Consider the following 12,519-nt stretch of genomic DNA (forward strand, 5'->3'; position numbering starts at 1 on the left):
GGTAATTAAGATAGTACCTAGATTAGAGATTTTGTTTTTCACAAGAACGAAAGTTTCCACAATCTTGTCATCCTGACGAAGGAAGGACCACACAAGAAACTTCGCAAAGAAAAGTCAATCGTTGTCGATCTTGCAACGGAGATTTCTCGTTCCTACCAATGACGTTTTTTAGAATTAAAATAAAATCCGTTTAAATCCGCGTCTTTGCAAAGCAAATCAGTATCATCTGCGTTTCATGGCAAAGATTATAGAATTTCTTGTATCTTCTTCAACTTCGCTAACAATGACGTCATTTATATTGCTTTTGTAAAAAAAATTAACACCCTGAATGACAAGATTGCGATAGAAAATCGCCAGTTAAAACAAAAAAAGGCACAAAACCCAAGTTTTATGCCTTTCAAAATATTATAAATCTCTCTTAGAAAAATCTGCTATGCCAGCTATCGGCAGCAGGAACTTCCCATGATTCGTTGTATTCTTCTATATTGTTTACAAGATTATTAAACACAATCGTGTTTTCAGAAACCGATTTATCCTTAACCATTTTCTTGAAATCAATTAACGGTTTATGAGCAATATGTTCCCCAAGTTTAAAAGTAACGTTCATTTTGTCGAGCAAGTCAACATTATATTTTTTCTCTAAACTCTGAATAAATTCCACCGAACTATCTATAGAACAACCAGTCGCAGCTTGTACATCCTGATTTACAGCCAAAATAATAAATCGGTTGTATTTTAATTGATATGAAGCTTCTAAACTTGTTCCGTGTGCAGCCCAACCTTCAATGAAAGTTTTCAGGTCTGCTTCTATTTCAGAAAATTCTTCCTCAGAAAATTTTCTGTTTGATTGGTAAATCCAGATTTTGGATTCGCCAGGTAAATCTTCAAAAGGTATATACATTTTAATTTTTCTTTAGTTTAATTTGTTTCAGGTTTCAGGTTTCAAGTTAAAAAACTTAGAATCTTAGCAACTCAGAACCTTAAATTAAAGATCTTGCGCATTTGCTATTAACTCCGCAATATCCATTACTTTAACCTGTCCTTCTTTCTCCTTATGTTTAATACCATCAGTCAACATTGTATTGCAAAACGGACAACCTGCTGCAATAATATCCGGTTTTACTTCCAGAGCATCTTCTGTTCGCAATACGTTTACTTCTTTATTTCCCGGTTCAGCATCTTTAAACATTTGTGCTCCACCAGCTCCGCAACATAAACCATTCGCCTTAGAACGTTTCATTTCGAGCAATTCTACATCAAGTTTTTCTATTAAATCCCTCGGTGCTTCATAAATTTTATTGGCTCTTCCTAAATAACAAGGGTCATGAAAAGTGATTTTTTTTCCTTTAAATTGTCCGCCTTCCACTGTTAATCTTCCGTCATCCATCAACGACTTTAAAAACTCAGTATGATGCACTACATCATATTGGCCACCTAATTCAGGATATTCATTTTTTAAAGTATTAAAACAATGCGGACAAGCGGTAACAATTTTTTTAGCTTCATAAGCATTCAAAACCTCGATATTCATCATTGCCTGCATCTGAAACAAAAATTCATTTCCGGCACGTTTTGCAGGATCTCCGGTACAGCTCTCTTCAGTACCCAGAACCGCAAAAGAAACATTAGTACGGTTTAAGATTCGTACAAATGCCTTCGTAATTTTTTTTGCTCTATCATCAAAACTTCCCGCACAACCTACCCAAAATAAAACTTCTGGCTGTATTCCCTGGGCTAGCATTTCAGCCATTGTTGGCACTACTAAACTTTCTGACATCTCTTTTTATTGTTTAATCGGCTGCTCGTTAAGTTTGTTAATCATTATAAACGATTAGATTAAAACTTTACCAAAAACCGAAAAATTATTTCATGCTATCAGTTAAGCGAATAAACGATTAACCAACTAAACTTTAACTCTAATTTTCGTTCTTCCAGTTCAGCCTGTCCTGCTGACTGTATTGCCATGGCGCACCATTATTTTCAATGTTAGTCATCATAGCATTCAATGGCATTGGCGCAGCACTTTGCTCCATCACCAAATAGCGACGCATATCCATAATAATAGACAACGGACTAATATTTACCGGACATTCCTCTACACAAGCATTACATGAGGTACAAGCCCACAATTCTTCGGGAGTAATATAATCGTTTAATAATGTCTTGTTATCCGGAACAAAAACACCTTTGTTGGCATCAATATTTTTCCCTACTTCCTGCAAACGATCTCTTGTATCCATCATAATTTTACGAGGAGACAATTTTTTACCTGTTTGATTCGCCGGACAAGATGATGTACAACGGCCACATTCTGTACAAGTATATGCATTCAATAGCTGAACCCAGTTTAAATCCTGAACATCACTTGCTCCAAATTTACTTGGCGCTGCATTTTCATCTGCCGGAGCTGCTGCAAACGGATCTGCATTGGGATCCATCATTAATTTTACTTCTTTTGTAACCGATTCTAAATTATCAAACTGACCTTGCGGTTTTAGGTTTGCAAAATATGTATTAGGGAACGCCAAAAGAATATGTAAATGTTTAGAGAAGTACAAATAGTTCATAAAAACCAAAATACCCGCGATATGCAACCACCAAAAAACTTCAAACAATAATGCAACCAATTCGTTTGAAACGCCATTAAACATTGGAGCAATAAACTGACTTATTGGAAAACTTCCTGCTTTATGAAAATGAGAGAATCCTCCGGGAACATTTTGCAAATGCAAATCCGAGGCATTCATTAATAAAAATAAAATCATTAAAACAGTCTCGAAATACAAAATGTAATTGGCATCACTTTTTGGAAATCCGTTTAAATCAGGATTTATAAAACGTTTTACTCTAATTATATTTCTTCTGATCCAGAATATAATAACTGCAACCAGAACTAAAAATGCTAATATTTCGAATGCGGCAATTAAAAAATCGTAAACAACACCTAAATAAGGTGCAAAAACTCTATGCGTACCAAATAAACCATCAATGATGATTTCGAGTAATTCGATATTTATAATAACGAAACCTAGATAAACAACAATATGCAATACTCCGGAAACAGGTCGTTTCACCATTTTGGACTGCCCTAAAGCAATCATCGCCATATTTGCCCAACGAGCCTTAGGATTATCTTTACGATCAACATCAACTCCAAGGTTAATGTTTCTGATAATCTTTTTTACGCTTAATGCAAAAAAGCCAAAACCAGCTATTAAAAGTATAGCAAATAAAATATTATCTAAATATCCCATTCCTTAATTATTTTTTATCTGTTGTATTCGCGTCTTCTGTCGGCGCAACGTAAGGTTTATTTTTCTTTCCAAAAAGAGAAACGTTTACGTAACGTGTTGGGTACAAACGAACATCCTGCAATAACAATTCTAATTCTTTTGAAGTTTTAGCCAAATTATTATACAAAGCATCATCATTTAATAATTTACCTGCGGTACCTTTTCCTGAGTTTAAATTACTCATAATACCGTCTACTTTAGCTAAAGTCTGATTTAGGTTTCTAACTGTTTTTCCTAAATCGGCTTTGTTCAAAGAATCAGATATCTTATTGAAGTTGTTTGACATCTTATTAAAGTTTGTCACTACTCCGTTAATCTGACCTTTATTAGTATCTAAAATAGAATTCAAAGTTCCTGATGCTCTATGAAATTGCTCCATAGTCTGACTCAATTCTGCTAATGATTTTTTTAGATCTTCCTGTCCTTTTTTATCCAATACATTATTTAGTCCGGAAACCAAAGTATTGATATTTAAAAGCATTAAATCTAATTTTTGCTGAATTGGCTCTATTTTACCTCCTAGAGATTCTGTTAAACCTAATTCTACAGTAGAAGAAAGCAATTGACCTTCTTCTGCCGGATCTTTATCAGCCAGATTAGGTAAAATCTTAATTTGTTTTCCACCAATTAAACTTGGTGAATACAAAGCAGCTTTACTTGTTTTTGAGATTGGAAAATCTGTTTTTAACTGAAGTTCAACCAGTAATTTTCCAGTTAATTCATTTATTGTAATTTTACTTACTTTCCCAATTGAAAGTCCATTTATGGTAACGGGTGCTGATGGTGACAAATCCTCAACATTATTATATTCTACATATAATGTCTTGTAATCTGTAAAAAGGTCTTTACCTTTTAAAAAGCTGTATCCCCAGATAAATAATAAAATTGACGCGATGACTAAAATAGCCGTTTTAATTTCTCTTGTTAGTTTCAAAATTCTTAGTGTTTGTACAAAATTAATATAAATATTCGAACTAAAGGCTATTATTTAATAGCGTCTTGAATACTGATCTTTTCTCCGTCTTTGGTTGCAACTAAAAAAGAAGCTCCATATCCTTTATCCTTAGCTTCTTCTAAATATTTTTTAGCAGCTGCATAATCTGAAGTTTCCTGGTAAAAATATTTATAAATATTATTTTCGTATATCATTGTTACATTTTTTAGTCCTTTAAAATTTTTAGGTTCCAATGGCGTTTTTTTAATGCTGGCAATAAGCTGTACTTTAAAGAATGTTCCTTTTGGAGTATTCTTAGCAACCGCAGGAGCTTCAACCACCTTTGCTTTTACCGGAGTAGTATCTCTTACTGGTCGCGCATCGTTTGATTCATTGGATCCTGAACCAAAATATTCTCTTTTATAACTTAAAATTGCCTCGGCAATAGCTTTTGCAATGTCGTTTTGCCCTTCTTCAGAATTTAAAATATTTCCTTCAGTAGGATTAGAGATAAATCCGGTTTCCACTAAAACTCTTGGCATATAGGCTTTATGAAGAACCATAAAAGGCGCTTGCTTTACTCCTCCTTGTCTCAGTTTTTTACCCAATTTTTCAAAATTATCTTCAATTTTACTGGCTAATGAAATACTATTGTCCTGATATTCTTCCTGCATTAAAGTTAATCCAATCATTGATTCAGGAGAATTAGGGTCGTAACCTTCATATTTACGCTTATAATCTTTCTCTAAAGTAATAACCGAGTTCTCTTTTTTCGCAGCCTCAAGATTCGATGCCAGTTTACTTAAACCCATTACATATGTTTCTGTTCCGTCTGCAGCCGTATTTTTATTGGCATTACAGTGAATTGAGACAAAAATATTCGAATTGGCTCTGTTTGCAATATTAGCTCTTTCGACCAAATCAATAAAAACATCTGTTTTACGAGTGTAAATTACATTAACATTGGGTGTGCTCTCTAAAATTTTACCAACTTTTAAAACAATAGCCAAAGCAATATTTTTTTCGATCCGTCCGCTATAAACAGCTCCAAAGTCATGATCTCCATGCCCAGCATCTAGTGTTACCTTAAAAACATTTGACTGGCTGTATGCACAAAAAGACAATATCGTTAGAAAAAAAGTAAATATTACTTTAATTTTGTTAAATCTGTTCATAAATCTAAAAGTTAATTTTAATAAAACGTAACTGCTATAATTTTTACAATTGATTATTTTTGACAAAAAATTATATGTAAGTTTGACATGTCAAAAAACAAGCCATAATTTTACAAAAATAGCATTTAAACCTTTGCATACAAACTTATTTAATATCGTTTTATTATCATTTTTCCTAACTTTAGGATGTGGTAATTTATATTCGCAAGAGATAAAAAACAAAAAAAAGCCGTTACCAACTGTAAAACAAACAGATAAAGCCAAAACTGCTGTTACAGATCTAACTCCGGTGTCTGTTGTTGATACCATAAAGTTAGATACTGTTAAAACCAAAAAGAGCGCTTTAGATGCCGTTACTAAGTATAAAGCCAAAGATTATGCGAAGTACGACAGGAAAAAGAAGACGCTTACTTTATATAATGAAGCCGAATTATATTATAAAGATGTCGAATTAAAGTCGGGTATTATTGTTTTAAATCTGGAAAAAGATGAAGTTTATGCGGGTCGTATAAGAGATTCTGCAGGTGTTTTGATACAATATCCTAATTTTAAACAAGGACCAAGCGAAGTTCAGCCTGATTCTATCCGATTTAATTTTAAAACAAAAAAGGCGTTAATTTATAATTCAAGGACTGAACAGGGAGAATTTAAAATTAAAGCGGCTATTACAAAAAAAGAAAACGATTCTGTTTACTTTTTAAAAGGTGCCCGTTTTACCACTGCAAAAGACATTGATGATCCTGAATATTATTTCAGAACGAACAAAGTAAAATTCGTTCCAAACAAAAAGGTTGTCGTAGGTACCACTCAAATGGTAATTGCAGATGTACCAACTCCGTTAATTCTGCCTTTTGCTTTTTTTCCGATGACTAAGGAAAAAAGTGTTTCGGGTATTATTGTACCAAGTTATAACGATTCAAACACCAGAGGTTTCTCATTACAAAACATGGGTTATTATTTTGCTTTAAGCGATAATTATGACTTAACGGCATTAGCTGATTATTACACCAATGGTAGTTATGCCATGCGATTTGAATCAGCGTACGCAACAAGATACAAGTATAGAGGAAACATAAATGTTCGTTTCGAGAATTTGATCAATAGCGAGCGAGGTTACCCTGACTACAGTAAAGAAAACATTTACAATATTCAGTGGTCTCACTCAAAAGACACAAAATCAAATCCCAATTCAAGTTTTTCTGCTTCAGTAAATATGGGTAGTAGTAAATATTTTAAGCGATCTATTAACCAGGCCAACGTAGGTTCGAATTTAAACAACACCTTAAATTCATCGATTTCTTACAACAAAACATTTAACACAATACCACAGGCACGTTTTTCGTTAACAGCAACGCATTCGCAAAATACACAAACGGAGCAAATACAGATGACATTACCAACCTTGCAAGCCAGTGTTGATCGTGTGTATCCGTTTGTTGGAAAAGACGGAGTTAAAAAAGGTTTTATCAAGAACATCAACTTGCAATATAACCTGAGTGGTAAAAACAACATTACCACTACAGATTCATTATTTTTTAAACCACAAATGTTTAGAGATGCTCAAATAGGTATGCAGCATAGCATTCCAATTAGTACCAATTTTAAAATATTTAAATATTTTAGCGCAGGAGCCTCTACCAATTATCAGGAAACATGGGTTACAAAAACTATTGATAAAGATTATGATCCGGATAAAGGTCAGGTGGTCAATACAACAGTTAATGGTTTTGATGCTTTTAGAACTTATAATTTCAGTACCAATTTAGGAACTACAATTTATGGTACGTTTAATTTTGGAAGCGACAAAAGAATTCAATCCATTCGTCACGTAATGCGTCCAACGGTTACTTACTCGTATACACCAAGTTTTGACCAGTATTACAATAATTATACTGTTGATGCTACTGGTAGAATTTCCACTTATTCCAGATTTGATGGTGGAATTTTTGGAGCACCGGGTAAAAGTAATTCGAATATTGTATCCTTTGCTTTAAGCAATACTTTTGAAGCTAAAGTAAGAGACAGGGACAGCACAAAAACAGAACCTAAGAAAATCATGCTGTTAAACAATTTAAACTTCAGCACGAGTTATAATTTTGATGCAGACGGAAAAGAAAGTTTAGCATGGCAACCAGTTCTTGTAAGCGGAGGAACCCAACTTTTTGACAATAAAATGAATGTGAATTTTGGTGCTACATTAGATCCTTACGCGATCGATAATGGCGGAGCCAGAATTAACACTTATAATATTGATAATGGCGGGAGTTTATTTAGAATGACCAGTGCCAACGTAACTTTAAACTATTCGTTTTCTAATAAAGGAACCGGAAAGGAAAAAGACAATACACAAAGTGAACGGAACGGAGGACGTAAAGATGATTTATTTGGCACAAATACGGATTTGAATGACAGCCGAAACAGCCAGTTTGCTAATGAAAAAGATGACGAAGACGATGTAATCACAGAATTCTTTAAAGCAAAAATACCATGGGATATGACGATGGCTTATTCCCTGACCTATTCAAATGTAAATCGGGAAAATAAAATTACAGGAAACTCTATCATGGTTTCTGCTAATATGGATATTACTCCAAAATGGAAAGGTGGAGTTTCTACAGGTTACGATTTTGTGCAAAAGGGAGTTACTTTTACGCAATTCCGTTTTGAAAGAGATTTATTAAGCTGGAGAATGGCATTTAACTGGAGTCCATTGGGTGTAAACTCCAACTGGAACTTCTTTATCGGAATCAAATCAGGAATGCTTAGTGACATTAAATGGAACAAACGAAGCACTTCTAATCGATAAGCAATCCTTTATTTAAAGTAACTTTTAGTGATAATGAATGGAATCTTTAAAGATTTAATCTTAATTTCATTATCTCTAATTATCCTATTTAGTATTTAAAAAACTATTATCATGAAAAAAATCATCTTTACAGACAAAGCACCTGCACCAATTGGGCCTTACAACCAGGCCGTATTATCAGGAAATACACTTTATGCATCTGGCCAGATTGCCATAAATCCAGCTTCTGGAGAACTTGTTACAGAAAATATAAATGACGAAACCACACAAGTAATGAATAATATTGCTGCCATTCTTGAAGCTGCAAACATGACTTTTGAAAACGTTGTTAAAGCCACAATTTTCATCATGGATATGAACAATTTTGCGGCTATAAACGCCATTTACGGTTCTTATTTTGATAAAAAAACAGCACCTGCGCGTGAAACAGTTCAGGTAGCATGCCTTCCAAAAAATGTAAACGTAGAGATTTCGATAATTGCTGTACAATAGCAATTAAAAAAACAAGAACAAACAACAACTAGAATTATAGTAATATTAATTACAAGCAAATAAAAAAACCGTTTCAGTGATGAAACGGTTTTTTGGTATATATTGAATGATGTAAAATTCTATAATTGCAACGCTATAGCATTTAATAACAACTGAGCAGAAGCTTCATTTGTTGCCAAAGGTACATTATGCACATCACAAACACGAATAAGCATATTAATATCAACTTCATGAGCATGGCTCGCCAGAGGATCTTTGAAAAAGAAAACCATTTGCGTTTTACCTTCGGCTACGCGAGCAGCAATTTGCGCATCGCCTCCCATTGGTCCTGAAAGCATTCTTTTTACCTTAAAACCGGCATTTACTGCCTTGCTTCCGGTAGTTCCTGTAGCGATCAGTTTAATATTTTCCTGAAGAAGAAGTGTTTTGTTTTTATTTAAAAACTGAACCATATCTGCTTTCTTACCATCGTGAGCTATTATAGCAATTTCCATACTTACCTTTTAATTATTGATTAGCAACATGATAAGCTATCAATCCATCAATAGGTCTTCTTAAAACATTACCTAATTGAAGCTCGTATTTATCAAAAGTTTCCTGTAGTTCGTCTTTTAGATAAAAAGCAATAGAACCTACAAAATGAACCGGAACTTCTTTACAATTATCAAATTGTTTGATGTAATTTTTTACAAAAGATTTCATTCCCTTGAAAATAATTTTTCTGCAAAACTCAGTGTCTTTATGCTTGATCAAAAACTTAGCAAAAGTCGCTAAATAAGCATTTGGATTTGGTTCTTTGTATAATTTGTTTTTGATAAAATCAGGATCTAAATCATATTCTTTTTCAAATTCTACTGCCAGTTCTTTAGGCATTTTATTGAAATAATATTTTCTGATTAATTCTTTTCCGAAAACATTTCCGCTACAATCATCCATGGCAATATATCCTAATGATTGTACTTTTTGATGCAATACTTTTCCATCAAAATAACTGCAGTTAGAACCTGTTCCTAAGATACTCACAATAGCTTCTTCTCCTTTTGGAGTAGTTGCATAAACTGCTGCATATGTATCTTCATGAACTTCTACAATAGCATTAACAAAATATTCCTGAAATATTTGCGAAAGCTCTGTTTTCATTCTGTCAGTTCCACATCCTGCTCCGTAAAAGAACAAATGTGTTGCATTTTTTTTATTTTGTAAGATATCAAAACGGTCATTTAACCTTTCGATAATTTCATGACCTTCAAGAATTTCAGGATTTAATCCTAATGTTTGTGTGGTGAATAATACTTTTCCATTATCATCAATTGCAATCCAATCGGCTTTCGTAGATCCACTATCAACTATTAATTTCATTTTATTTAGTTTTTGGATTAGTTTTTCTTTAGCTAAATAAAAAGTGTGTTTTTTACATTAATTAAAGAAGTAACAAAATAAGAAAAATCCCGTTACTTTGAAATAACGGGATTTTACAAAAATATATAATATTATTTTAAACCTGCAATATGCACAGATAAATCAATTAATTTGCTTGAGTATCCGTACTCATTATCATACCAAGATACTAATTTGAAGAAAGTTGAATTTAAACCAATTCCAGCAGTAGCATCAACGATTGAAGTTCTTTTATCAGAAATAAAATCCTGAGAAACAACTGCATCTTCAGTATATCCTAAGATACCTTTTAATTCATTTTCAGAAGCTTTCTTTAAAACAGCCATAATTTCTTCGTAAGAAGTTTCTTTAGCTACTTTTACAGTTAAATCTACTACAGAAACGTCAGCAGTAGGAACACGGAAAGACATTCCAGTTAATTTTCCATTCAAAGCAGGAATTACTTTTCCAACCGCTTTAGCAGCTCCTGTAGAAGATGGGATGATGTTGATGCTAGCAGCACGTCCACCTCTCCAGTCTTTTCTTGAAGGACCATCAGCAGTCATTTGAGTTGAAGTTGTTGCGTGAACAGTTGTCATTAAACCTTCAACAATTTCGAAATTATCATGAATTACTTTAGCTAAAGGAGCTAAACAGTTTGTAGTACAAGATGCATTAGAAACTACTAAGTCAGTAGCTTTTGCAGACTCGTGATTTACTCCCATTACAAACATTGGAGCATCTGCAGAAGGAGCAGAAATAATTACTTTTTTAGCACCACCTTTAATGTGCTCATTTGCAGTTTCGATAGTAGTGAAGATACCAGTACATTCAGCCACTACGTCAACATCAACTTCATTCCATTTTAAGTCAGCAGGATTTCTTTCTGCAGTAATACGGATATTTCTTCCGTTTACGTAAAGTTTTCCTTCTTTTACTTCTACAGTTCCGTTGAAACGACCGTGAACTGAATCATATTTTAATAAATAAGCTAAGTGATCAACATCTAATAAATCGTTGATTGCTACAACTTCTACATTATCTCTATTGAAAGTTTCTCTAAAAACGATTCTTCCGATACGTCCGAATCCGTTTATTCCTAATTTTACTTTTGACATTTTACTTAATTTTTGCTTTTGTTTTTATTACACTACTTTAAAGTCTAATTTCCTCACAATAAACTTCTTTCCTTTTTAAACTTTTTTTTTATGTTGACATGATATCAGATACTCTCAACAATTCTCTATCAATTTCAGATTTACCTTTAATTGCTTGTTCAAGAGGTGTCAGGGCAACTTTATCTGCCTGCAGACCTACCATGTAATTTGATTTTCCTTCGATTAAAGATTCTACTGCTTTTACACCTAATCGGCTTGCAAGAACACGGTCGAAACAAGATGGAGAACCACCACGCTGCATATGTCCTAAAACAGATACTCTAACATCATATTCAGGTAAATTAGCTTCAACGTAATCTTTTAATTCGAATACGTTTTTACCAATTTTATCTCCTTCAGCAATAACTACAATACTTGATGATTTTCCTGAAGCTTTACTTTTTTGAAGAGAGTCTAATAATCTGTCTAAACCTAAATCTTCTTCAGGAATAAGAATTTCTTCGGCACCAGCGCCAATTCCGGCATTAAGAGCAATGTGACCTGCATCTCTACCCATAACCTCTACAAAAAACAGACGGTTATGCGAACTTGCTGTATCTCTAATTTTATCAATACAATCTACAACAGTATTCAAAGCGGTGTCATAACCCAAGGTATGACTTGTACCAAAAATATCATTATCAATTGTACCCGGAATTCCCATTACAGGAAAACCATATTCTGAATTGAAAATTAATCCTCCGGTAAAACTTCCGTCACCTCCTATTACAACCAAAGCATCTACTCCGGCTTTCACAAGATTATCGTGAGCTTTTTTTCTACCTTCCGGTGTTCTAAACTCAACTGAACGAGCTGATTTCAGGATCGTTCCGCCTTTGTTTACAATATTATTTACGCTACGAGGTCCCATTTCTTTGAAATCTCCTTCGATCATTCCCTGATACCCTCTATAAATTCCTATGCATTCTATATTATGGTAAGCACATGTTCGAACAACTGATCGTATTGCAGCATTCATTCCTGGTGAGTCTCCTCCCGAAGTAAGAACACCAACTTTTTTTATTGTTTTTGGCATTATTTAAGTATTAAAGTGTAAAATTAGCAAACATTCAGCACTTTTCAGGTGATGTTTATCATTAATTAATAAAATTTGTTAAATTCAAACGTTTTCGTTAATAAGTTTTTCGATAGTAAAAATTTCATTTAAAATAATAAAACGTACCTATTTTAATTAAATCTTTAAAATTAACAATACATAAATGAAGTGTTATAAAAATTCGGCACTTTTTGATATTGTAAGAAAATAAATCAGCCCCTAATTTAG

The 12,519-nt window shown here is 33.4% G+C and carries 11 protein-coding genes; 2 read left to right on the top strand and 9 right to left on the bottom strand.

Going from position 1 to position 12,519, the window contains the following annotated elements; genetic code table 11:
- Positions 1 to 418: 418 nt before the first annotated feature.
- The 5 genes from FLP_RS14880 to FLP_RS14900 all read right to left on the bottom strand — a co-directional run bounded on the left by FLP_RS14880 (position 419) and on the right by FLP_RS14900 (position 5,402).
- Entirely contained in the window at positions 419 to 901 is a 483-nt protein-coding gene (locus FLP_RS14880) for an ABC transporter ATPase (protein WP_065450321.1), read from the bottom strand.
- Between the two features lie 84 nt (positions 902 to 985).
- Positions 986 to 1,777: a (Fe-S)-binding protein gene (locus FLP_RS14885; RefSeq protein WP_065450322.1), complete on the bottom strand. Its 792-nt coding sequence runs from the start codon at positions 1,775 to 1,777 to the stop codon at positions 986 to 988.
- Positions 1,778 to 1,916: 139 nt separating this feature from the next.
- Positions 1,917 to 3,254: a 4Fe-4S dicluster domain-containing protein gene (locus FLP_RS14890; protein WP_065450323.1), complete on the bottom strand. Its 1,338-nt coding sequence runs from the start codon at positions 3,252 to 3,254 to the stop codon at positions 1,917 to 1,919.
- 7 nt (positions 3,255 to 3,261) lie between these two features.
- On the bottom strand, positions 3,262 to 4,227 hold the full coding sequence (locus FLP_RS14895; RefSeq protein ID WP_065450324.1) for an MlaD family protein: 966 nt from the start codon (positions 4,225 to 4,227) through the stop codon (positions 3,262 to 3,264).
- Positions 4,228 to 4,277: 50 nt separating this feature from the next.
- Positions 4,278 to 5,402 (bottom strand): N-acetylmuramoyl-L-alanine amidase family protein, encoded by a 1,125-nt coding sequence (locus tag FLP_RS14900; RefSeq protein WP_065450645.1) that lies wholly within the window; start codon positions 5,400 to 5,402, stop codon positions 4,278 to 4,280.
- Positions 5,403 to 5,484: 82 nt separating this feature from the next.
- Between FLP_RS14900 and FLP_RS14905 the strand changes: the two genes are divergently transcribed.
- The gene (locus FLP_RS14905; protein WP_065450646.1) at positions 5,485 to 8,208 is read left to right on the top strand and encodes a putative LPS assembly protein LptD; all 2,724 of its coding nucleotides are present in this window, start codon (positions 5,485 to 5,487) and stop codon (positions 8,206 to 8,208) included.
- Positions 8,209 to 8,319: 111 nt separating this feature from the next.
- A complete protein-coding gene (locus FLP_RS14910; protein ID WP_065450325.1) occupies positions 8,320 to 8,700 on the top strand; it encodes a RidA family protein in 381 nt (126 codons plus the stop codon).
- A gap of 119 nt (positions 8,701 to 8,819) precedes the next feature.
- On the opposite strand, the gene FLP_RS14915 is transcribed toward FLP_RS14910, so the two are convergent.
- The 4 genes from FLP_RS14915 to pfkA form a co-directional block, all read right to left on the bottom strand.
- A complete protein-coding gene (locus FLP_RS14915) occupies positions 8,820 to 9,194 on the bottom strand; it encodes a methylglyoxal synthase (RefSeq protein ID WP_065450326.1) in 375 nt (124 codons plus the stop codon).
- Between the two features lie 13 nt (positions 9,195 to 9,207).
- A complete protein-coding gene (locus tag FLP_RS14920; protein WP_065450327.1) occupies positions 9,208 to 10,059 on the bottom strand; it encodes an N-acetylglucosamine kinase in 852 nt (283 codons plus the stop codon).
- A gap of 131 nt (positions 10,060 to 10,190) precedes the next feature.
- The gene (gene gap, locus FLP_RS14925) at positions 10,191 to 11,195 is read right to left on the bottom strand and encodes a type I glyceraldehyde-3-phosphate dehydrogenase (protein ID WP_065450328.1); all 1,005 of its coding nucleotides are present in this window, start codon (positions 11,193 to 11,195) and stop codon (positions 10,191 to 10,193) included.
- An 88-nt stretch (positions 11,196 to 11,283) separates the two neighbouring features.
- A complete protein-coding gene (gene pfkA, locus FLP_RS14930) occupies positions 11,284 to 12,270 on the bottom strand; it encodes a 6-phosphofructokinase (protein ID WP_065450329.1) in 987 nt (328 codons plus the stop codon).
- Between the last annotated feature and the right edge of the window lie 249 nt (positions 12,271 to 12,519).

It is taken from the genome of Flavobacterium piscis, assembly GCF_001686925.1.
In the GTDB taxonomy this organism is placed as follows: domain Bacteria; phylum Bacteroidota; class Bacteroidia; order Flavobacteriales; family Flavobacteriaceae; genus Flavobacterium; species Flavobacterium piscis.

Excerpts from the sequence above, each read along its gene's own strand:
- FLP_RS14920 (WP_065450327.1), bottom strand. The coding sequence starts at position 10,059 with ATGAAATTAATAGTTGATAGTGGATCTACGAAAGCCGATTGGATTGCA.
- FLP_RS14890 (WP_065450323.1), bottom strand. The coding sequence starts at position 3,254 with ATGGGATATTTAGATAATATTTTATTTGCTATACTTTTAATAGCTGGT.
- FLP_RS14910 (WP_065450325.1), top strand. The coding sequence starts at position 8,320 with ATGAAAAAAATCATCTTTACAGACAAAGCACCTGCACCAATTGGGCCT.
- pfkA (WP_065450329.1), bottom strand. The coding sequence starts at position 12,270 with ATGCCAAAAACAATAAAAAAAGTTGGTGTTCTTACTTCGGGAGGAGAC.
- FLP_RS14880 (WP_065450321.1), bottom strand. The coding sequence starts at position 901 with ATGTATATACCTTTTGAAGATTTACCTGGCGAATCCAAAATCTGGATT.
- gap (WP_065450328.1), bottom strand. The coding sequence starts at position 11,195 with ATGTCAAAAGTAAAATTAGGAATAAACGGATTCGGACGTATCGGAAGA.
- FLP_RS14885 (WP_065450322.1), bottom strand. The coding sequence starts at position 1,777 with ATGTCAGAAAGTTTAGTAGTGCCAACAATGGCTGAAATGCTAGCCCAG.
- FLP_RS14915 (WP_065450326.1), bottom strand. The coding sequence starts at position 9,194 with ATGGAAATTGCTATAATAGCTCACGATGGTAAGAAAGCAGATATGGTT.
- FLP_RS14900 (WP_065450645.1), bottom strand. The coding sequence starts at position 5,402 with ATGAACAGATTTAACAAAATTAAAGTAATATTTACTTTTTTTCTAACG.